Genomic DNA, 23,316 nt, shown 5'->3' with positions numbered 1-23,316 from the left:
AAATAACTTCGGCTATGCCGTTTTAAAATGAAAGTAGCGGTTGGTTCACGATGAAGGTAGAGGACGTAGTTACCAGAATTTTAATACGTTTGCTGCCAGATAACCTACACCTATACCGAAGCACATCATAGAAATTGTTCTAATGAACTTCAAAACCTTTGAAGCATCGTATATTTGCTTACCTTTGAGCAATGAATCAATTATATGATCCTGCCCCGTAATCGACAAAATAATGGAAGCCACAAAAAAGCCGAGGGAGACATAAAGATCTTTATCTGCTTCTATGGCTTTCAATTGAACAAGAACGACGATTGCACCAATAGCAGCGGAAGATAACCACGCATATTGTTTTAGTAATTCAAAATGTAATTCTGTGGTTAGGGTCTCATTTTTGATTTTATTCTGTTGGGCTGAATCTAGTTCCGGTTTTTCTTCTAATTCCAATGAATCCATTATAAACATCCAATTTTAATGTAGATCTACTCTCATTGATGAGGCTAATAATACTTTTGCAATTTTCTTACAGGAGATGAACCAACAGCATTTCATTAGTTGCGTTCAATTTACCGACTTTGTCTAGTAGGCTCAAACGTATCATATCTTGGCAGCGCAGCATCTAAGTTGTCCCAGTTTGCTTTTGACGTAACAAAGTTGTGAGAGATGGGTCTTTCTGAAATATCTGAATCTACAATACCAAGCCGAATTCTCAGTTTTTCAGGATTAGCTGCATTTGAACTATAAATGGGTGATGCACAGGTCGAGCAAAAATGTCTATTTTTACCCGGTTTAAATTCGTAAGTAGCCAGTTTCTTTTGTGGGTCTATTAGGCGGAATTCGTTAGCATTGATAAAGCCATTGGTGGCATAGGCAGTACCACTATTCTTTCTACAAAGTGAGCAATGACAATGAATGATGTCATCTATCGAGCCTAAAATCTCGACGCTTATTTCGCCGCACAGACAGGTTCCGTAATACATATATATACTTCCTTTTACCTAATCCCTATCTAGAATGCATGTTATCCAATCTCGGTAACTTAACACTCTGGCCTCATTTTTTAGTTATTTTGTGAAATGTTGCCAGCAACGCCTTGTGCTACAAAGGGTACTAGGTGACTGATCACCTCTTCAATGTCCACATGCTTGTGAAAATCCGACTCAGCGATTTCTGTTAACGCTCGGCTTGAAGCCATTGAGAAGACAAAACTACCCATTGCAAAGTGCAAGCGCCAGAAAAGCGCTTCTTCAGGTAGGTCGGGTAAGCACTGTTGAATAGCGTCAACCAAGGCTCTAATTGTCTCGCCATAATCGTTCATAATGAAACGGCGCAAATGACCTTGGGTTTCGTTATACCCTCGGCCCAATAGCTGGACAAAAATGGCTGTGCCCGACGGTCTTAGCACATTGAGTTTCAACATAGGAGGAATAAGTGCATACAACAAGGTAGCAACACCTTCGCTACCGGAAGATACCTTATTGTTGGCAAGGCAGGTATTCACTTCAGGCATCAAAACATCGAAATACCTTTTTAGCACTGCCTGAATAAGGTTCTTCTTACTACCAAAGTGATAATTGACTGACGCTAGATTAACCTCGGCCCGAGTCGTAATCTCGCGCATCGATGTCTGCGTGAACCCTTGCTCTGAAAAGAGCAGTTCAGCAGCATCTAAAATATCAGCTTTAGTTTGCTTCGCCATTTTTTATTTTTCTTTAACCTAAGTCTCATCACGCCCGTTCAATCATGTAAAAACGACTCGGAACGGGGCGAAAAGGTTACGCATAACCACAAAAGAATGCTGTAACCTATTATTTTATATTAATTATTATTAAAACCAGTGCCTTGCTTTGTTCCAAGTCTGCATGACTACCCGTTCTGCAACAGCTGCAACCGACAGCCCTAGTTTTTCTGCCACATTCTTTTTCAACGAGTACTTAACCTTAAATATTTCGCGCTCTGGGAAGTGCGATAAAATGTAATCGTCTGAGGTTGAAAGCGCATCTACCAAACCTAGTTCTTTTGCTTTAACACCAGGCCAATATTCACCCGTTGCCACTTTCTCAATGTTCATATCAGGGCGCTGACTATGAACGAAGTCTTTAAATAACGTGTGAATTTCTTCAATTTCTTCTTTAAATTTTGCACGCCCTTCGTCATTATTTTCGCCAAACACGGTAAGCGTACGTTTGTATTCACCTGCCGTATGTTGCTCAAATTCCACATCGTTCTTCTTCAATAATTTGTTGAAGTTCGGCAATTGCGCTAACACACCAATTGAACCGATATAAGCAAATTGTGATGCTAACAATTTATCTGCCACACAAGCCATCATGTAGCCGCCACTGGCAGCTACTTTGTCTACCGCGATGGTTAATGTTAGGCCTTTTTCTTTGATGCGCTGTAACTGCGAAGCCGCTAGTCCGTAACCATGTACCACACCACCACCACTTTCCAAGCGCACAAGTACTTCATCTTCTTTGTTAGCCACACATAAAATAGCGGTGATCTCTTCACGTAAGTGCTCAACTTCGTTCGCATCCATAGAGCCTTTAAAATCGATGACGAATAAACGCGACTTTTCTTCTTCATCGTTCGCTTTTTTACTTTTGTTTTTGGCTTTATCTTCTTTCTTCTGCTTTTTAGCCAATTGCTTCAATGCTGCTTTGTCGAGCAACACTTGCTTCGCGTAATGGGTAATGTCTTTTAATTGCTCTGAAAGAGAGATTATTTCTAACTGACCTTTACCCTGTTTCTGCTTACTAGCAACGCCAACGATGGTCGATACCACGATAATAAACGCGATAACTAAGGTAACGGCCTTAGCCACAAATAAACCGTATTCGTACAAAAACTCCAAACCTATCTCCTAGTACAAAATAAAAGGGTCTGTTATCAGACCCTTCTTAACGACCTTATTGTCCTAAATAGAACTTACATTAAGGCGACTTTATATAATGGCGCCTATAATAGCAGTCTAATTTTCCTCTGACGATAGGGTTAACGTACTGATTGTATTTGCAGATATTTCTTCGTCGGTAAAATAGAGTTCTCGTAACGTGGGTTGAGCCGAGTAAAGCTCGGTTTGATCAGTCGAATGTTCACTGCCATACCCCCTAGATTGAGAGTATGAAAGAAGCCCCCTCCCTTGTGGCCCCTCTTCAGTAAAGTTGATGACCATCATCCAACTGCTTCCATAATTAATATGGTAACCCTCTGCTTCTGCGCTCATAATGGTATTACTGTTAAGCGGCGCATAGGTATGTCTTGGCAGTAAAGTGCCATTGTTCCCAGGCACAATATTAAACACATTAAAACCACCTTCAATGTTATGTGCTCCAGCCCATGGAAGTTTTACGCCCGATGCAGACCCGTCTGGAAGGCTCCGTTCTACAAATTGTACTTCGCCTAAAGTTGCATCAAGCGCTACACCGGCTTGGTTAACAACCTGAACTGCAGCAGCAAATTGATTAATTGTGATGTCATTCTGCAATAAACCACTTGGCGTGGTAACAGGGTTATCAACAGAAAACGGTGTTTCCCACTGTGGCTCCCTGTCGAATTGAAATGCAAACTCTCTAAATACGTGCGCCCCAACACTGTCTTTGTTCATGGTGCCATCCCACGAGGCCAATGCTGCACAGCCAGCGGAGATATCCACGTCTTCACCATTTACCGTAACAGGATCACTACCTTGGGCAGTACAAGCTTGAAGTAAGCTAGGCAACACCATATCGGCCAGCATGCTTCGGTTGTTAAGTAGCAAGGTTTCCACTTCGTCAGGCGTGAATGTGTTGTCACTACCTGCTTCAGATTCAATAAATTGCTGAGCTAACCGTGATCGCAGACTTTGTTGATTTTCCACATTGCCATAAAGTGGCGAAACACCCGTGATAGGTGATGATAAATTTGTTAACCAGAAGCTGTTGTTGGAGTTTTGAACTGAATCTGTTCCTTCATATTTTGGTGCTTCCTCGTAAGGTACAGGTCCATCAAAATCAAACGCTGAGGCAAAACCGGGTAAAACAGTAAAACCTGCCGCTATCTTGGTTTGTATTAAAACAGGATTAGTGGTTAATTCTGAAATGGCGGTTTCAGTTAAGTTGGGCACAGTAGAATCGTCAATATAAAATACCTGACCGTCCGCTGAAGCAGACATGGTGTTGTTAAAAATAACACCATCATAGTCTTTGAAGGCTTGTTTGAACTCATCCATAGAGCCCGCCATATTCATCGCTAGCCAGTGATCAACAACATCCAAATTCGGCAAATTTGCATCTTTAATGGCAAACGCATTTGTGTCCGTCCACTCAAAATTACCCGGCACTTCAATCATAGGCCCGTAATTTGTGTAATAGGCTGTTTTATTGAGCATGATGGTTTGACCTGGTGCCACCGCCACCTCAATCTGCATTGGCTTCTCGTAAATGGTTCGTTTACTACCATCAACCCTGTGGGTAAGACCCGTATCATCATCTTCATCTAACGTTAATTGATAAACGACAAAGTGCTCAGCGGTAGAAAAGGTGTGTGTCCATGCAACGTTTTCGTTGAAGCCTATATTCACCGCACCTGGTAACCCCGTTAAAGAGCCACCTGTTACGTTTAAATAACCTGGTATTTGCGTATGGAACTGCCAAAAACGTAAATTCCCTGTGTGAGGAAAATGGGGGTTTCCTAGAACCATTCCCATACCGTTAGTGGTTTTATCGCTCCCTAATCCCCAGCCGTTTGAACCCATGTCTTGCGGATTTTTTTCCGGCAGTACTATGGTAGGGTTAATGTTAAATGGCATGGCATTTACTCGCCTATTCGCCGCCATGGCAGTGGCTGATGCATCTGTCTCTTGTGAAGCGATGTTCGTGTTTGCCGCAGGTGTAGGTAAGTAACTTTCCCCTTCAGGCGCCGCTAAAAACATTGGGCCTAAAAAGTTAGCAGCACCGGGGAGTAAAGCAACACCCAGTGAATACGTTAATAAATCAGTACTGTCAATTTCTGTTACCCAAGGCTGTCCAGCACATGATTGGTCTTGGTCAGCCACAGGGGTGTCGGCCAAGTAGCGGTTATAACCTGCTGTATAACCTTGAAACATGGCTCTTGAGTTTGCTGACATGCGTGCTAAATTTTCTTCAGCCAGCGCACGAATCCCTAATGTTAAAAAGCCGAAATCGTTAATAAGATGCTCTGAATCACCACTGCCCGCTTGGTTGTCGGGTCCAAAGTATTTCGAGCGCTCAGAATTATATTTAATAATTTGGTCGGCTAAAACACACAAATTATCTTTAGCAAACGCATAACCCACCCCGTAGGCCATACTTTCTAGATTATCCGCTTTAATATGAGGTACACCGTAAGTCGTCCACGTTATGTCAGCCGTTAATACACCATCTGTATCGAAAGCTGGTACCGGTGTAGGTGTAGGTTCAACGGGAGATGGCTCAGGGGTGGTAGGCGTTTGAACGTTATCAAAATTATTATCGTTCCCTCCACAACCTACTAGCGTGGCAGCAATAGAGGCTGCGAGAAGTGTACGATATGGCAAAATACGATTTTTTGGTATTTTCACAAACTGTCCCTTATTGTTGTAATACGCGAAATCAAGATCCTGTATCTTTTTTTCTTCAACAGATCCGACCAATTAACACTACATTAACAATAGGAAACATTCAAACAGCATTTTGATTTTTAGCTTAAATAGGCAAAAAAAAAGACCGACATAAGTCGGCCTTTTCACAATTACAAATCAACTAGTTACATATCGTTAGTTAGATACAACCGTTTCATCAGTAATGGGTAATACTGTAGCGTCAGTAGAAATATACCCGGCTACTTCTCTTTGCATTTCAGCCGTAACTTCAGCGCTGGAGGCTGGGCTTAAACTTGATGCATGCGCACCACTGTTAAATAAGACCAAGCCACTTAGTGCATCGGTACCAGATTGGGTAGTCGTGACCTGCTCTAAACCAATGGTATTGGCAAGCGCTAACTGGCCAGACAATGGCAAAGATGTGGTTACTGGTATCACTTGATCAGGCAGGTTCTCTTCGCCGCCATCACCTACTACCGTCATCATGTGTACTGGTGTCGTTTCACCAAGCGTAGTGGCATAGTTAGTTGGGTCTCCAGCATCCATCACAGTTTGTGCTGCAAATGCAAACTCAGCAAATACCGCATTTACTTCTGCTGCTTGTTCATCACTTAAGGCATCTATAAATGCGCTTACCGCACCCACTAATTGTGCTTCTGAAACATCCGTTGTGCCATAAAGCTGAGTTAACAAGGCAACAAAATCTTCAGATGACTGTGATAATAATAACCCTTTGATAAGCGGACCAAAAGTAGGAGACTCAAGTAAGAACTGAGCCGCACCGCCTCCTGGAGACTCTAACGAGGCTTGTTTAACAGCATACATACCGTCTAGCGCACCTAAAGTCTCGCCCATGCTGGTATTCGCTACTGCGGCAAAGTTACCGCCAGTAATAGCGCCTAGTGATACACCCATGATAGACACACGAGACATATCAAATGACACGTTCTGGCTTGCTGTAGCATCAACTACTGCGTTCAAACCTAAACGTAAGCCCAATAAATCAGACACGCTTTGACGCAGGTTATCACGAGCAGTTGGTAAGCTTGCCAAATTCATGTAATGCGTCGCGCTTACCGTTGTAGCATTGATGTCATCAGTGCCGTCGCCGTCCAAGTCGTAACCACGAGTACCGTGAAGTGGTTGGTCGATAGCCACTGAAGCAATACCTGCCAACGACAACGTACCCGTAATGGCTAGCATATCTTCTTTTTTACTCGTAATACCATGGGCTAAAATCACTACTGGCCAACCCGCATCAGGCATGCTGACAGAGAAGCCGAGTGCACCAGCAATTGCTGGGTCTGGAATTGTCACCTGCACATCTAGCGTTTCTTCACCCATGTTTCCGCCCGTCATCTGAGGGAATGGGTTAAACTTAGTGATGTTACGCGCGTTATCTAGCATTTCGCCATCAACACGTAAATCAGATAAGCCAAGGCTTGAACACGTTTCAAAGTTTGGACCTGGTGTGGCACTGGCGAGTACTTCATCAGAAGCCGTTGCCAACACAATACCGCTGTCGCAAGCTGCTTGCCAAAATTCATTAACTGGTGCAGTTGGGTTTTCTGCACTGGGAACACCTAGGAAATAAGGAAGCGACACGCTACCCTCATAACGTTGTGCGGCACAAAATGGACCCGCTTCAGCAAGTATGCCAGTCGACACAGCCACAGCGAAATCGTTAACCGCACCCCATTGGGCAGATAACTGACCAGACACGGTACCTGCTAACCCAGCGCACGTTTCAAGGGCACTGAAGTCGGTGGCTTCAATAACAGGTACTAGGGCTGCTGCCTCAGCAGGTAAACTGTCGATACCGACTGAGACCGCACCAGCGACTACTTCTTCGGTAACTAAATTTAATGCTTCCATAGCCGTAGGTGCACTATCAACGTCTCCTACTACAATAACAGGAAGTGCTTCACCCGCGGTTGGGTCTCCAGCAGCAGCGCGTGCTGCAAACTCACCTACCATTACTTTTTTGATGGTATCGAGTGAATTCGCAATTGATTGCGTGGTGAATGCGGAAACATAGGTGATATCTTCACGCTCATAACCTGCACCAATCACTGGGTTTACCAGTGAGTTCACAATGCCTTGAAGCAATAATTGATCATCACTTGATAATGGCAGTGTATTGATATCTTGTCGTGTTGAATCCCACGATGTAGAGCCTTGTACAGACTTACCAGACGAATCTTTCAACGCGGTGGTCATTACCAACATGTGACCTTGAGCCGGCTTCAGTGGCTTTAATGGCACAAAGGTAATTGTTGATTCATCAGCAAGAGAAAGCACATAATCTTCGCCGTAAACCAACTGATCGCCAAGCTTACAACCCGCAGAAGGCGTCGTGATTTGCGCGCAATCTGGATCGTTTAAATCCAACCCTAGGGTTGCTTCAAACATCAACACGCCAGCCGCCAAGGTAGACGCGTCAAGTGAAACACCTGCCGGCGTCTCTACCGATATAGCAAATGGATGCTGTGTTGACCATCCGTCTAGTACATTAAGTGCGTTTTGTGGGTCAGCAAAGTTAGTTGGATCGTCTACCGGAATGTTAAGGGTATAATCGAAAAAGCCGTCATCCCCTGGTAGCATTAGAAGATCATTAGGTATATTTAAATCGCCACTAGCGGGATCAAACACGATACGTGAAAATGGTGTTTGGACCTCTGTCTCGGCCTGAATATCGGACAGGGTATCATCGGAGCCGCCACAGCCTGTTAGACCCAGCGCAAGGGCCACACTGGAACTTAATATGAGTTTTCTCATTCTTACTCCCTACAAGCATTGTTGTTATTCTGTGTATCTAAAACTCGCATTGCTTGTAAGCTGGCACCTTTAACGCCTTGTTCTTACTGCAAACTCACCGAGCTTCAAACATGTTAGACCAGTTGTATCTCCCTCAATCTTATTAACTTTGTTGCAACTTTGCAAAGTTTTGTTAACGCTAAACGTTATTTTTTTTTACGTTTGGTGTTTTTATACTTCGAAAGTTTTACTTATTGCGTAGTGTGAGTATCATCTGCACCTATATAATTTGAACCTATTGCGCAGATAACTATATGCGAATTTATTAAGGATACTGATGAACGATTATCAAGCCCCTGCCGATTTATTAAAGGGTAAAGTCATTCTTATCACAGGTGCTGGCGATGGCATCGGTGCTCAAGCAGCGCGGACTTACGCAAAACATGGTGCCACCTGTATTTTATTAGGCAGAACCGTCTTTAAGCTAGAAGCCGTTTACGACGAAATCGTAAATGCTGGAAGTGCTGAACCTGCACCAGAACCTGCAATAGTACCGCTAGATATAAAAGGCGCAACACCGTCACACTATCAACAAATGACGCAAACCATTATAGACCAATTCGGTAAGTTAGATGGTGTGTTACACAACGCTTCTGTGCTTGGGCATTTAAGTTCTTTTAAAGATATTGAGCAACAAGAATGGCTTGATGTGATGCAAACCAACGTAAATGGTACGGTTTTCTTAACACAGGCGCTAATCCCTGCCCTAGAAAAAGCTGATAATGCATCGGTTATTTTTACTACCTCTAGCGTTGGGCGAAAAGGTCGCGCGTTTTGGGGGACTTATGCGGTATCGAAGTTCGCTACAGAAGGTGTCATGCAGACGTTAGCTGACGAGTATCAAAATAAGTCGCTGCGCTTTAACTGTATTAACCCAGGTGGCACACGCACTAATATGCGCGCGCAGGCTTTTCCTGCTGAAAATCCTGATACATTGAAAACACCTGCCGACATCATGCCTATGTATCTTTACCTCATGGGTAACGACAGTATTAATGTGAATGGTCAATCTCTTGATTGCCAACCTAAACGCTAAAAGTGACTACCAACACATAGCCATAGAAAAAGCCGCGTAAACGCGGCTTTTTTATGGTGAAACTTTATGTTTGCTTGATGGCGTGGCTTAGTCGCCTATTTTAGCCCACGTATCACGTAACCCTACCGTGCGGTTAAATACAGGCTTGTCATCTGTACTGTCTGCATCTAAACAAAAATAACCGGTACGCTCAAACTGCCATGCACCTGCTTCAGGCGCTCGCTTAGCAAGCCCAGCTTCAGCCCAGCCAGTCAGAACCGTTAATGACTCTGGGTTTATCACATCAGTAAAGTTCTCTTCAGCGGCTGGGTTAGGCACGTTGAACAAGCGATCGTACAACCTAAACTCAGCTTGCTGCGCTGTTCCTGCGTCAACCCAATGGATAACGCCTTTAACCTTGCGGCCATCAGCCGGGTCTTTACCTAGCGTGTCAGCATCATAGGTACAGTAAACCGTGGTTACGTTACCTTCTGCGTCTTTTTCAACAAGATTAGCTTTAACCACATACGCATTACGTAAACGCACTTCTTTGTCTAGCACTAAACGTTTGAACTTTTTATTTGCTGACTCGCGAAAATCTTCCGCTTCAATCCAAATTTCTCGACCGAAACTAATTTCGCGTGTGCCCATAGCCTCATCACTAGGATGATTTGGCGCTACTAATATTTCGCTGTCGTTTTCTGGATAATTTTCAATCACTAATTTAATAGGATCGAGAACTGCCATCGCACGAGGTGCGTTCACGTTCAAGTCTTCACGAACACACGCTTCTAGCATGGACATTTCTACCATGTTGTCCATTTTAGTCACGCCAATACGCTTGCAAAATTCACGTACTGAACCCGCGGTATAACCACGACGACGCAAGCCTGCCACAGTCGGCATGCGAGGGTCGTCCCACCCGCTAACGTGATTTTCTTCAACCAGCTGAATTAATCGACGTTTGCTCAATACGGTGTATTCAAGGTTAAGACGTGAAAACTCATACTGACGTGGTGTGCTATCAATAGTGATATTTTCAATCACCCAATCATACAAACGGCGGTTGTCTTGGAACTCCAAGGTACACAATGAATGGGTAATACCTTCAATGGCGTCCGAAATACAGTGCGTAAAATCGTACATGGGGTACACACACCATTTATCACCCGTTTGGTGATGGTGAGCGTGTTTAACACGATAAATTACCGGGTCACGCATGCACATAAACGGTGAAGCCATATCGATTTTAGCGCGAAGACTACACTCACCTTCTTTATAATCGCCCGCTGTCATCTTAGCGAATTCACGCTGGTTGGTTTCAACGTCGGTATCACGGTATGGGCTATTCTTACCTGGCGCAGTTAATGTGCCACGTAGTTCGCGCATCACGTCTTGAGTAGAAAAGTCGACGTAAGCTAGGCCTTTGTCGATTAATTCATTCGCAAAACCATGAAGCTGGTCGAAATAATTTGAAGAGTAACGCTCTTCACCATCCCACTCAAAACCCAACCATTTAACGTCTTCTTTAATAGAGTTAACGAAGGTAATGTCTTCTTTTGCTGGGTTTGTGTCGTCGAAGCGCAGATTACAAGAACCTGAGTAATCTTGCGCAACACCAAAATTTAGGCAAATAGACTTTGCATGACCAATATGCAAAAAGCCATTTGGCTCCGGCGGGAACCGAGTTTTAATACTCTCGTGCACACCATTGGCAAGGTCTTTGTCGATGATCTGACGGATAAAGTTGGTCGGACGGTGCTCAGTCTCGGCCATTCGCGTGTTCCCCTTAGCGTTTGAATTAACGTTTAAAAATAATCTTAACGTTTAAAATTAATTAATATTGTGGATTAGTATAACACTGACCTAAAACTGACAACCACGTTTTATTACACCTAGCCTTACAAGTGATTAGTTTTAACGCGATGAAACGTTTTTTTGCTATTTCTTGTATTAAAAAAGGCGTGTGACTAGCAAATAAAGCGTGGTTAGAAGAAAGTATGGTATCTTTCTTCTTGTCGACAACTCGGTCGTAGCAGACAAACATGGTGCCCATGAAAGAAAAAGCAACCTCTTTTGATATTGCACATTTGGCAGGCGTTTCTCAATCAACAGTATCAAGAGCACTAAATAACAGCCCCTTGGTAAATCAAGAAACCCGTGATCGGGTTCAGCGCATTGCTCGCGAACTTAATTATAAAGTTGATAAGAATGCCAGTAATCTACGCAAGCAAAAAAGTAGCACCATTGCACTTTTGTTGTTTGAAGATCCCACCTCAGATGATTCAATGATTAACCCCTTCTTCCTCGCCATGTTAGGAAGTATTACCCGTGCCTGTGCGGCTGCGGGTTACGACTTGCTGGTGTCGTTCCAAAACTTGGAAGATGACTGGCATGCAGAATATGAAGACTCAAATAAAGCAGATGGCATAATTTTATTGGGTTACGGTGATTACACCGATTATCGCAGTAAAGTGGCACAACTTGAGTCACAAGGCACACATTTCGTTCGTTGGGGCGCACCCGATGCCGCTCATCCAGGTGTGAGTGTTGGCTGTGATAATTTTCAAGGTGGTTACAGCATTACCGAACACTTAATCGCCCTAGGTAGAACTCGGTTTGCGTTTATCGGCGATTCAGGCAATAAAGCCCCTGAGTTTATGGCTCGTTTTCAAGGTTATACAGAGGCGCTAACAAGCCATAATTTATACGAAAGTTCGTTGCAAAGTGATGCGGTTTCTACCGAAGAAGCTGGCTTTGATGCCATTCAAGGTATGTTGAACGATGCTAAAACTAACGAAGCAGGGTTACCTGACGCTATTGTTTGCGCATCTGACCTTATTGCTATGGGCGTTTTGAGAGCGTTAAGGCAAACAGCGCTTAAAGTGCCTGACGATATTGCAGTGGTAGGTTACGATAATATTGCTGTGTCGGCCTTCACGACCCCAGCGTTAACTACCGTTCAGCAAAACACGAAGCTAGCCGGTGAATTATTGGTCAGTACGTTAATTAAAGCCATTTCAAATGAAAAGGTAGAAGATTATCTCATGCCAGCGGAAGTCATAATTAGGCATTCATGTGGGGCAAAAACCTAGGCAGCCTACGAGCCTTGGTTGCCTAATTTAATAAGCCTGGCTAACTCGCTAGGCTAACTATCTTACGTTAGCTACCTCAGGTTAGCTATCTTGAGTTGTTTAGTTATAGAAAATGCCCCGCTAAAACATGATTTATAAATAGTGAAAAAGCGCTTGATGTTATTAGTAGTAAACGAGCAACAAGCGCTTTTTTATTGTGAGGTAAAATTTACTGCGCCGACATTTGCTTAATAAGCGCCGCTTCTAGGGCATCTGAATCTAACGCCCCTTCCCTAACCCATACTTGAACGCCGTTGGCGGGCACTGAGGTTGTTAACGCGTCACCGGAAACCAATTCACGTGTTTCGCCAGACAACTGCTCAGTCCATGTGCCAGCTTGCATGTATTCATCGATACTAAAACTTGCAGGTTCTTCGGCTTTATTCAGCATGACCAATGCGGTTTGTTGTGCACTATCACTTTGTAAAACACGGTAAAACGCGGCTTTGTGCCCGGCTAATTCAAGATTGAACTGCAAACCTCGTTGAAGTGCTGGTGTGTTTTTACGCACGTGCGCTATTTTAGTTAGTGCTTGTGCAATAGCATGCGATTTGGCGTTGTCTATATTGTCTTGGCCAAAGTAATTGCGGTTACCTTCGTGCTCAGACGTACCACGCATAAAGCCAATTTCTGAGCCTTGGTACACCACCGGAATACCTCTCACCGTAAACAACCAGTTGTGCGCATTAATGAAACCATTGTCGGTGGCGTTAATGCGTGCCATATCATGGTTGTCGTAGAAAGTCGTTAAATCATAAGGGTTATTGTAAGGCCCATGGGTTAAATACAAGGTGTCGGCTAACGTTGCGAAGTCACTTTCAAGTGGCTTTTCGAACACCTTTACCATGGCTTCTTGCATCGGGAAGTCGAGCACACTTACCGCACCATTTTTTGGAAGTGTGTGCTGCGCGATAAAGTTCGCATCAAATTGGAAGCTTTCGCCGAACATAAAGAAGTCGGGATGCTCTGCCCTCACCCGGTCAGACATTTCTCGCCAAAAATCATGAGGGACATGGCGAATAGTATCGATACGAAATGCATCCGCGCCTTGTGAAATCCAGTAAAGGTAACTATTGATAAGATAATCTCTTACCTTGGGATTTTGATCATTAAGGTTAGACAGCTTTACCAAGTCTGGATAATCATGAAAAAATTCATGCAACGGATTGTTTTTCGGGTCTAAATCTTCCGGGGCCAAGTTCTGGTGATCAGCGACTAACTCGCCTTCAGCATTATAAATTTCACCATATCCAGGTTGGTCAGAGGGCATGGTAAAGCTTGGCGTACCGTGGTTGGCTACAATATCAAATACCGATTTTAAACCGAAGCTTTCACGCATTTGTGTGGTGTACTGTTTCACACTTAAATCATGGCTTATTAGATGCTCATCAGCTTTATAAAAGTTAGTTGCCCAGTACCCGTGATAACCGGTTTTGCCACCGTCTTTAAATGCGCCACCAAAAGTAATTTGCTCATCGCCACTAAATGATTGGTTAGGATTTTGTAGTACTGGCGTCATCCAAACGGCGGTGAAACCCATATCGCGAATATAGTCGCCATTGTTAAGCACCCCTCTCAGGTCTCCGCCCATATAGCCCACATAGGCTTTTTTCCCGTCAGGACCTTCCATGGGTAGCTGCCAGGTTGGAAATTCCCCACCTTGGTCTTCATGGTTATTACTGGGGTCGCCATCCACGAACCGGTCGGTCATTACAAAGTAAATCGCTTCGCTCGCAAACGGTGTGGTGGTACCTGAAATAGTGACTTTGTTATCCGCTTTACCATTCGAGGCAGCTGAAGATTCTGCCTCGGCCTTTGCCGAATCAGCAGACATTGACGACGATGTATAAGCACAAGCTGTTATTGTGCCTACACCCAATGCAAGTGTGATAGCAAGGGTAAGGTTTTTTAGTTTAGGGGTCATTGTGCTAGTTCCTTATCAGCTACGTCTGCTTCTACTACGTCGTGTTCTTTTACGAAAAATACAGCGATAGCCCCCAATAACATGGACGCTCCGGCGACAACAATAATGTATTTAGCTTCGTTATCGAACACACTACTTAAAATCCAGCCTGCGGTTAAGCCAGACACTATCTGTGGTGCGGCTACCGTGAAGTTAAATATGCCCATATAAACGCCGGTTTTGTTGGCCGGTAACGCGCCCGCTAGCATGGCATAAGGCATCGCTAAAATAGCGGCCCATGCAATCCCTACCCCAATCATTGGGATAAGAAGCTTCACTGCCCCAAGGGGCACGGTAACTTCAGTAATCAATAAGTTTACATTCACCATGGTGAGGTCTTGGAAGAACAGAAAACTAACGTAGCTTAAGCCACCTAAAATTAACGCCCCAGCGTAAATAGTTTTTCTGCCAAACTTGTCGGCGAGTCGAGCGAGAAATACTGAGAAGACGGCGGCGAATACCGAATAAGCAGCAAACAATATACCCACCCAGTCACCGGCTGCGCCTTTAGCGGCTACAATAGCGTCGGGTACTTGAGCAACTGAGGCAATGTGCGCTGGATCCCACCATATTTTGTCAACACCCCAGATATGTTGGGTAATTGCTGGCGTGGTGTATACCCACATAATAAACAGGGCAAACCATGAAAAAAATTGTACAACGGCAAGTTGTTTCATGGTTTTAGGCATGTGAACAACCAAGGAAAAAAACGCTTTCATACGCTCGATAAATGGTGCTTTTGGCGTATTTTCTGGCTTAACGTCATTCTCAGTGCTTAGGCCTTTGTATCTATTGTACTCTTCGGGCGAGTATTCTTTGGTGCGAAAAACGGTCCAGATGACCGTACCAAGCAATACCGTAGCCCCAATATAGAAAGCCCAAATAACAGACGGAGCGACTTCTCCCATTTGCGCAGTATTTTCAAGACCTACCACGTTAGTTAACACGAAGGGCAAAATTGAACCTATTACTGCACCAATATTGATTAGCAACGATTGTATGGAATAACCAATGTTACGTTGCGACGGCGGCACCATATCCGACACTAAAGAGCGGAAAGGCTGGAAGCACACGTTAAATGAAGCATCCATTAGCGCGACCATCAGCGCCCCCATTAGCATTGGTGCAAGAAAGGCAACAAATAAAGGTGCGTTGGGTAATAAGATCATACCTAGCACGGCAGCTACCGCACCCGCAAGAATAAAGGGTCTTCTTCGTCCTAAACGATTCCATGTTCTGTCAGACGCCGAGCCAACAATAGGTTGCACAATCAACCCCATAATCGGTGCCACTAGCCAAAAAAGAGACAAAGAATGAAGGTCTGCCCCTAGGTCGGAAAGAATTCGGCTCACATTGGCATTCTGTAGGGCAAAGCCAAACTGAACGCCTAAGAAGCCAAAGCTAACATTCCAAATTTGCCAGAATGATAAACGAGGTTGTTGTACTTGCATAAGACCACTCTACTTTATTGTTGTTCTATTATTTAACGATGAAAACATTCGCCGACATTGGCGCTAACGTTACGGTTTCACTGGAGGCGAATTCCTTATCGTCTTTAAGACGAGTCATATTCTTTTTACCGTTAGTAACCATGTTATATTTATTCATATCTACCGTTGATGCTTTTTCATTTTTGTTCAAGATTACCAATATCACGGGTGACTTACTGTTCACTTTCTTTTCATCGGTATCGTTAGTATCTTTATCGCCCTGTATACTTGGGGGATTTTTAGCATTGGCCTGCCTTGCGTAGGCATACACGCCATCAACAGGTGCATAGTGCTTAAAGCTGCCCTCAAAAACCGCGGGGTAGTTTTGTCTTAGAGAGAGCAATTGTTTAATTCGTGACTGTGCCCAACGCTCATCATCCGATAGCCCTTTGCCAGTAAATGCGTTCTTAGTATCGCTTTTCCACCCGCCAAGGAAATCACTTCGAATAATACCGTGATCTTCCGTGTTAGGGTTGCTCATCAATATTTCGGTGCCGTAGAAAACTTGAGGAATGCCCCGCGCAGTGAGATAAAACGTCATCGCCATATCCCAGCGATTAATGTCTTCATCAACCTGAGAATAGACGCGGCTCATATCGTGATTGTCAGCAAAAATCACTAGGTTATTTGGCTCGCCGTACAGAAAGTCTGTCGCTAACGTTTCATAAACAGACGTTAGCCCCGTGTCCCAGCCTTCTTTTGAAGTAAGCCCGTCAGCCACTGCACTTTGCAATGCAAAGTCCATTACACTAGGCAATGCACTTACATAATCATCATGCCTATGGCTTCCAGCTTGCCAATAAGCGGTAATAGCAGGGTTTACCGACCATTCTTCACCCACTATGTTTAGATTCGGGTATTCTTGCATCAGTCGCGTGGTCCAATCGGACAAAAAGTCTTTATCAGAGTATGAATAGGTATCTACGCGAATGCCGCTTAAATTTGCAAACTCTACCCACCAAATCGCATTTTGAATAAGGTATGTCGCTAGGTGCGGGTTCCTCTGATTCAAGTCTGGCATGCTGGGAACAAACCAGCCATCACTAAATGCTTTGATATCGCTTTGAATTGCATGTGGGTCGTGAAGTGATTCTCGTTTGTGAGTAGTGCCAACAAACACGCCTTGATTGTTAAGCCAATCTTTAGACGGCTTGTCTTGAACCCAAGGGTGACCGCTGCCGATGTGGTTTAGCACCATGTCCATAATAAGCCCAACACCATGCTCAGACGCTTTTTTACTGAGCTTTTGATATTGTGAATTTGAACCGTAACGTGGGTCTATTTTATAATAATCTGTGGTTGAATACCCGTGGTATGAATAGGTATCCATGGCATTTTCAAGCAACGGCATCGACCATATTTGGGTAAATCCCATATCAGCAATATAATCTAGATTGTCGATGACCCCTTGAATATCACCGCCGTGGCGCCCGCCTTTGTTGTCGCGATTTAACTTGTCTTCATATCCATCAACGCTGTCATTGCTTTCATCACCATTGGCAAACCTATCAGGCGCAATAAGGTAAATGGCATCTTTAGGGCCAAAGCCCACCCGCGATTGAGAATGTTGTCGTCGTGCATTAAGTGCATAGTCAATGTCGTGGGATGAACCATCTGGTGCGATGAGCGATATAACAACCCTTCCCGCTTCTGCACTATCTGTATTTAACGTGACGAATAAATAGTTTTCACTGTCTAATCGTTTCGAGCCCACAACGTTGACATCAGTAGCATTGATTGAAGCGGAATAGTTGGCAACACCGTCGCCATGCAACATAAGTTCAACCGTAGGCTTTTCCATACCCACCCACCAATTTGGAGGATAAACGTCTATGTCAGCTATTGCAGCATATGAGAACGTCAGCGATGCAAGTGTCGCAACGCTGTTTACAAAACGGTTGGTGACTAATGAAGCTGCTGAAACCAAAAAGCGAGGCACTAAAGCTGAAGTGAATGAGGGCGCTTTTACTATTAGCCAGATGCGAGAAATGTTAAAACGGAAATGCAACACACCCCCTCCATGTTAATAAGACGTTAAACCACTATGGCATACTACCCCCACCAGCTACTCACGCCAATCCTATGCATACGTATTCACCTTGAGGATGAGTATGAAATAGCGAGCGAAGGCTTGGATAAGCATGTTTTAAGCACATTCTGCTGTGTATTTTTCGGCCAGCGAATTTCATAACGGGGCATGCGTCGAAAAAGTGCCCACTCGATAACTTCTTTCAATTCCATTAAGCATTGGAATAATAATAGAAAACCATATTTGAATTAATCAGGAACCAAATCAAATACCTTACTTTCTAGGCCCGCTAAGCTAATTGTAATTTCAAGCCCATTGTCAGTAGCTGTCATAGTGGCATCTTCATGAGGCAGCAGCGCCTTTACGCTGATGGGCTTCGTGCTATTGAAGCGCCTGGCTAGTGCGTTTATTTCCGTCATATCGCCGGAGGGGATCGTAAGTGTAAACTCCCCTGTGGCTTCTTTTGAAAAATTGGCTATGACTAATATCGCGTTATTTTCAGCATGCCTGATAAAGGCAAACTGTTGCTCAGTATAACCACGAGGGCGCGCACGTTGCAGTTTTTCATAACTGTTACCTTCGCGCACAGCTTGGTTGAGATTAGCTTGATGCAAACTCACAAAATCACCACCGATGGCTTTATTGTTAGATGCAATTTGCATCACATTTTCATAGAAGCGACGTAAGGATATTTCTTCAGCTGTTGACTGGCCACCATCAAATTTCCCCATATTCATCCAGCGTTGATGAGCGGGTACGCCAGCATAATCGAATATAGTGGTACGGGTAGGACTACCAAATCCCATGTCTTCACTGCCATCCTCTCCTACATCTTGACCGAAATACAGTAAGAAAGGGGCGGTGTTTATTAACGCACTTACGGTTAACGCTGGTTTGCCCTGCTTCGCACTGCCCGCAAAATCAGCGCTTGGAATGCGTTGTTCATCATGATTTTCTAGAAAATTGAGCACGTGTGAAGATATGTCTGCAACGTCTTGGGTAGTGCTGACCAATTCACTCACTTTACCTTCACCTCGAACAATTGACTTCAAGGTGTCATAAAAGCCTACTTTATCGTATAGGTAATCCATCTTTCCTAGCTGAATGTAATCTCGGTATTTATCAGGTTGATAAACTTCCGCTAGTAGAAACGCCTCAGGGTTTCTTTGCTTAATGGTACTGTTTAAAAATGACCAGAATTCGACTGGCACCATTTCAGCCATGTCGAACCGAAAACCATCAACGCCTTTATCTAGCCAGTAAATGGCGATGTCTCTGAATTTGTACCACGAATCAGGTAACGATTTATCAGCCCAAAAAACCGCATGTTCTTCTACAGACATATTTCGATAGGCTTCTGGTAGCTTTGGAAAGTCGTAGCTACCGTCGGGTTTTACGCCATAATTAATCTTAACGGTTTCATACCAGTCGTTAATATCGGGCTGTGGTGCTCGACTGCCATTGCCCGTCCATTTAGCCGGAAATTCATCAAATGTTCCGTCAACCAAATGATGATGCTTCTTTCCAGTAACTGCGCTCCCTAAAACAGTATCTGCAACGCCCTCGGGCAATACAAATGGTGTATTGGGTATGTAATAGAAATTATTGTTTCGAGAATATGTTTTTGACGTATCGTCGTTAGCACCAAAGTTATCATGGCGTGACGAAAACGAATGGTAACGGCGCGCTACATGGTTAGGCACTATATCGATAACCACTTTCATATCGTGCTGATGAGTACGCTGGATAAGCGCTTCGAATTCTTGTAATCGGTTAGCGGGGTTATCTGCTAAATCAGGATTAACGTTATAATAATCTTTAACCGCATAAGGCGAGCCAGCACGCCCTTTAATCACATCGGGATCATCGTCAGTAATTCCAATTTTGAGGTAGCTGGTAGCTAAGGCATGATGCGGAACACCGGTATACCAAATATGAGTGGTACCTAACGCTTTTATACTTTGAAGGGCCTGTGGCGTGAAGTCACTAAATTTCCCCACACCATTTTCTTTCAGTGTCCCCCACGGTTTATTGGTGGTATTCGTATTCCCGAACAATCGAGTAAATACTTGATATACCACAGGCTTGCCAGAATTGGTGGTAAATTCTGTGTTTGGGTTATTCGCGCTCTCATTTTGCATAAGATCCACTCCTGACTGTGGATAAGCGATACAGGATAAGAGGCCTAGTGATAAAATCACTACCGTCAATTTCTTAACCGCTGAGTTTTTTGTTTCGTTTTTGTAAACGCTTTGGGAAGGAGTTTGTGCCGCTTTGTCTGCTACACTTTTCACCACATGAAGGTGATTTGTCTTTTCGATATTTAACACTACAAGCATACCTTTGCATTGGGTTGCTAATAGCATACTCGTTAAGGGAATGTTAAAACAATTCCATACGTATTCAATACTAAATTAATACGATGTCATTGCCTTGTTCCGTTTCCCTTGTTCTTCAATTTGTCCTTAAATCTGTAAAATCTTAGTCGTCTTTATAGAAATAAACGCGCAATATAATATTAATACTATGCCGCTTTACTCGCAGTAAATTCTTCTTCTGCTTTCATGGTGGCACCAAACATATTTTCAGTTAAGCTACCGGCAAGATCATTCCTGATTCTCAATAAAAAACTACGCAGCGCGGGGGTGATTTCCTGTTCGATTGTTTTAGTACGAATACGATACACAGCTCGCAAGCCGTTATAATCGATTGGATCGCCCAGACGTTCAAAATTAAACCCGAACATTTTTAGTCGACGTGCCAACTTAGGTTCCATTAATACATACCCGAACTCAATGTCCTGCTCAACACATATACTCAAAGCTACAAAGTAGAGCGCTAAAGACAAATATGGAATATTTTCAAGTAGCACTTTTTCCGCTTCGCTTACTTTTTGTTTACCCGAAGGCTTGAATGGTGCTTTTGCTTTGAGTTGGCGAACTCTAAAAGACTTTGGAATAGCTAAACGAGAAATTTCACAGATTGAAGTTCTGCCAAGCTGAGCGGGCACTAAAGCTTTGTCTTCAATAGCGTGAATACACTTTTCTTCTAGCGGTAAGGCTTGGTGGCGAATAGCAGGCATAATGATACGAATCGTTCCTGCACAATCCCCTGTAGGTAAATGTTTGATATAACAGTTAACAGAGTAATCGTCATATCTGTCGACTTCTAATCCCGTAGAGCGCTCTTTTTCGAAGTTCATTTCTTCACAATAAACTTCGTGTCTTGTGCTGAAACATGTCTCTCGGTCTTCATTGTTTTGTGCTACCACAAGTGAGTAACGACTAAAGAAAAAACTCGATAGTTCATCCATCTGTTTTTTCTTTCTTTTGTTTCTCAATTTCTTCAAATTAGAAGAAATATGGCTATGAATTGTTTTTAACTTATTTAGCGAAGTAGCGACACGTTTTTTCAATTTTTGGTCCTCTATAGATTTAGCAGGCCCAGTTTGAAAAGAATGACAAAAGTTCACCTTGTGCTCACACACAATTTCACTCTCGAATACAACGATTCAAACCGATTTATAGTTTTGATTGATTATTATTATCCCGGCTCTCACGTATGAGGCTATTACCTGAGATATACTCTGATTTTGCTAAACGATCGTAAAGTACGACGTTTGCGGTAGCAGCTAGATTCATACACGAGTACGTAGGTATGTAAACAACATGGTCACACCACTCAAGTACGCTTTTATCTAAACTGCCATCTTCTGGTCCGAAAATGTACATTGCATTTTCAGGATGTTTGAATTCTGGTAAAGGTAACGCGCCTTCTACTAGCTCTATGGCTACTACACTTGCATTTTCGGGCACGACCTCTTTTAAGTCATCAACGCCGATAGTTGGGATCTTTTTATGAAAAGCCTTCGTATCAGCATTAAAGTTCTTTGCAATACGGTATCTGTACCCAGTGTAAAACACACTTGATACTCCGTAGCAGCCTGCAGCTCGTAAGATAGAGGCGACATTTACGGGGTTTTTCGGATTCACTAATCCGATACTTACGGTTTGCTTTGATAGCGAAAGGGAACTCACACGACCTCTTTTTATTATTCTGTTATTTTATTATTTTGCTATTTTGCTATTTTGCTTCGCAATAGCCTTTTAATACTGCCACTTAGCTATTGCTATGACTCGCCATTCTAGTTTATTCATTAGTTCGGTATTGCGCATTATTGTTATACTTTAGTTTAATTACGCGACGGTTTTATTACCTTGCGTACTTTGCGCTTCTACTTTCGACTTCGATATCACTCGTCTTGCCATTCGTCTTCCCTGCCCGTAGCCACGCAGTAATTTCTTTTTATCCATTGTTAAACGCTTAACGCAAAACGCTTCATCAGGCGCTATGACAGTAATCGTGCAGTCAGACGGCGGATCTAACAAAAAATTCAATGTTTCATTATAAATATTTGATCTTTTTGTCATCTTATCTAGTAAAGCCGGTTGAGCGCCATACATTTTTTCTAATAGCCACGCTGTCTTAACTGTGGGTTTTGTAAAGCCCTTAGGTTGAGAGAGCACCACAGTAATATCACGAGCCCCCATCTCATAAGCTTTTCTCACCGGTATAGCATCAGCTACACCACCATCAACATAGCGCTTGCCATTTATTACGGGTTGTTCTCTAAACGCAGTTGGAATTGCACAAGATGCTACCATCAACGCATCAACATTTTCTTCCGTTGCTTGTATGTATTCACATTCACCTGACTCAACACTGGTGATCCCTACATACAATGGCATTGCTGCTTCTTCACCAGGCGCTGGTATACCCAGAGACTTCTTAGAATGGTGCCATAACCAATGTACATCAGTCATATGCCCACCCTTTATAAACCGCATTGGGCTAAAAAACTCACATTTAGTGGCGTACTGCGTGATGATAGTCTTGCTAAGACCTGGCATTCTAGCAACATAGGTTGAAAGGTTGGTTGCCCCGGCCGATACCCCTATCGCGAAATCGAAAGGATAGTAATTTTGTTCCATGAACTTATCCAATACGCCGGCTGCAAAAACGCCGCGCATCGCACCACCTTCTACCACTAAAGCTGATTTCATTGTCTCAATCTCCGTTAAAGCAATATATGAATTACTGCTTAATTAAATCCTTCTATTGGAGCTCCCCTAGCCCTTTAGAAAGCTCAGGAAAACAATGTCACTCAATGATACCTATCATCATCCACACCTATTGCTAACATGTCATTGTGCATAATCATGCACTTTTATTATGTTGAAATGGTGTAAGGCGATTATCTACTACATAGGTTGAATAAAGCAAAGTA

16 protein-coding genes are annotated in these 23,316 nt (G+C 43.4%); 2 read left to right on the top strand and 14 right to left on the bottom strand.

Going from position 1 to position 23,316, the window contains the following annotated elements:
* Positions 1-69: 69 nt before the first annotated feature.
* The 6 genes from AAC006_RS01185 to AAC006_RS01160 form a co-directional block, all read right to left on the bottom strand.
* Positions 70-453, bottom strand: a complete 384-nt coding sequence (locus AAC006_RS01185) for a hypothetical protein (RefSeq protein WP_013784008.1) — start codon at positions 451-453, stop codon at positions 70-72.
* A 110-nt stretch (positions 454-563) separates the two neighbouring features.
* Positions 564-977, bottom strand: coding sequence for a GFA family protein (locus tag AAC006_RS01180; RefSeq protein ID WP_013784007.1), 414 nt, complete (start codon positions 975-977; stop codon positions 564-566).
* Between the two features lie 80 nt (positions 978-1,057).
* Positions 1,058-1,696: a TetR/AcrR family transcriptional regulator gene (locus tag AAC006_RS01175; protein WP_339890526.1), complete on the bottom strand. Its 639-nt coding sequence runs from the start codon at positions 1,694-1,696 to the stop codon at positions 1,058-1,060.
* A gap of 129 nt (positions 1,697-1,825) precedes the next feature.
* The gene (sohB, locus tag AAC006_RS01170; protein WP_339890524.1) at positions 1,826-2,854 is read right to left on the bottom strand and encodes a protease SohB; all 1,029 of its coding nucleotides are present in this window, start codon (positions 2,852-2,854) and stop codon (positions 1,826-1,828) included.
* Between the two features lie 117 nt (positions 2,855-2,971).
* Complete coding sequence (locus tag AAC006_RS01165; RefSeq protein ID WP_339890522.1) at positions 2,972-5,560, bottom strand: acylase; 2,589 nt, start codon at positions 5,558-5,560, stop codon at positions 2,972-2,974.
* 195 nt (positions 5,561-5,755) lie between these two features.
* Positions 5,756-8,359, bottom strand: coding sequence for a VolA/Pla-1 family phospholipase (locus tag AAC006_RS01160; protein WP_339890520.1), 2,604 nt, complete (start codon positions 8,357-8,359; stop codon positions 5,756-5,758).
* A gap of 316 nt (positions 8,360-8,675) precedes the next feature.
* On the opposite strand from AAC006_RS01160, the gene AAC006_RS01155 reads away from it, so the two are divergent.
* Positions 8,676-9,434 (top strand): YciK family oxidoreductase, encoded by a 759-nt coding sequence (locus tag AAC006_RS01155; RefSeq protein ID WP_339890518.1) that lies wholly within the window; start codon positions 8,676-8,678, stop codon positions 9,432-9,434.
* A gap of 87 nt (positions 9,435-9,521) precedes the next feature.
* Here AAC006_RS01155 and glnS read toward each other — a convergent pair whose 3' ends face one another.
* Positions 9,522-11,189: a glutamine--tRNA ligase gene (gene glnS / locus AAC006_RS01150; RefSeq protein ID WP_339890516.1), complete on the bottom strand. Its 1,668-nt coding sequence runs from the start codon at positions 11,187-11,189 to the stop codon at positions 9,522-9,524.
* Between the two features lie 278 nt (positions 11,190-11,467).
* Here glnS and AAC006_RS01145 point away from each other — a divergent pair, with 278 nt between their 5' ends.
* On the top strand, positions 11,468-12,508 hold the full coding sequence (locus AAC006_RS01145; protein WP_126872323.1) for a LacI family DNA-binding transcriptional regulator: 1,041 nt from the start codon (positions 11,468-11,470) through the stop codon (positions 12,506-12,508).
* Positions 12,509-12,716: 208 nt separating this feature from the next.
* Here the strand turns inward: AAC006_RS01145 and AAC006_RS01140 are convergent, their stop codons facing one another.
* The 7 genes from AAC006_RS01140 to AAC006_RS01110 all read right to left on the bottom strand — a co-directional run bounded on the left by AAC006_RS01140 (position 12,717) and on the right by AAC006_RS01110 (position 23,092).
* Positions 12,717-14,471 carry an alpha-amylase family glycosyl hydrolase gene (locus AAC006_RS01140; RefSeq protein ID WP_126872324.1) on the bottom strand — a complete coding sequence of 585 codons (1,755 nt, stop codon included), beginning with the start codon at positions 14,469-14,471 and terminating at the stop codon, positions 12,717-12,719.
* Positions 14,468-15,961 (bottom strand): MFS transporter, encoded by a 1,494-nt coding sequence (locus AAC006_RS01135; protein ID WP_126872325.1) that lies wholly within the window; start codon positions 15,959-15,961, stop codon positions 14,468-14,470. Before AAC006_RS01135 ends, AAC006_RS01140 begins: the two co-directional genes overlap by 4 nt.
* A 28-nt stretch (positions 15,962-15,989) precedes the next feature.
* On the bottom strand, positions 15,990-18,011 hold the full coding sequence (locus tag AAC006_RS01130) for a glycoside hydrolase family 13 protein (protein WP_126872326.1): 2,022 nt from the start codon (positions 18,009-18,011) through the stop codon (positions 15,990-15,992).
* 266 nt (positions 18,012-18,277) lie between these two features.
* Complete coding sequence (locus tag AAC006_RS01125) at positions 18,278-20,170, bottom strand: alpha-amylase family protein (protein ID WP_260563448.1); 1,893 nt, start codon at positions 20,168-20,170, stop codon at positions 18,278-18,280.
* A 383-nt stretch (positions 20,171-20,553) separates the two neighbouring features.
* Positions 20,554-21,444, bottom strand: coding sequence for a PEP-CTERM/exosortase system-associated acyltransferase (locus tag AAC006_RS01120; protein WP_256772405.1), 891 nt, complete (start codon positions 21,442-21,444; stop codon positions 20,554-20,556).
* A 106-nt stretch (positions 21,445-21,550) separates the two neighbouring features.
* Positions 21,551-22,066, bottom strand: coding sequence for an RNA methyltransferase (locus AAC006_RS01115; RefSeq protein ID WP_057791637.1), 516 nt, complete (start codon positions 22,064-22,066; stop codon positions 21,551-21,553).
* 159 nt (positions 22,067-22,225) lie between these two features.
* Entirely contained in the window at positions 22,226-23,092 is an 867-nt protein-coding gene (locus AAC006_RS01110) for a patatin family protein (protein WP_126872328.1), read from the bottom strand.
* Between the last annotated feature and the right edge of the window lie 224 nt (positions 23,093-23,316).

This window comes from uncultured Alteromonas sp. (assembly GCF_963976965.1).
Classification (GTDB): Bacteria; Pseudomonadota; Gammaproteobacteria; order Enterobacterales; family Alteromonadaceae; genus Alteromonas; species Alteromonas naphthalenivorans.
This window is presented reverse-complemented; position numbering and strand designations above follow the sequence as displayed.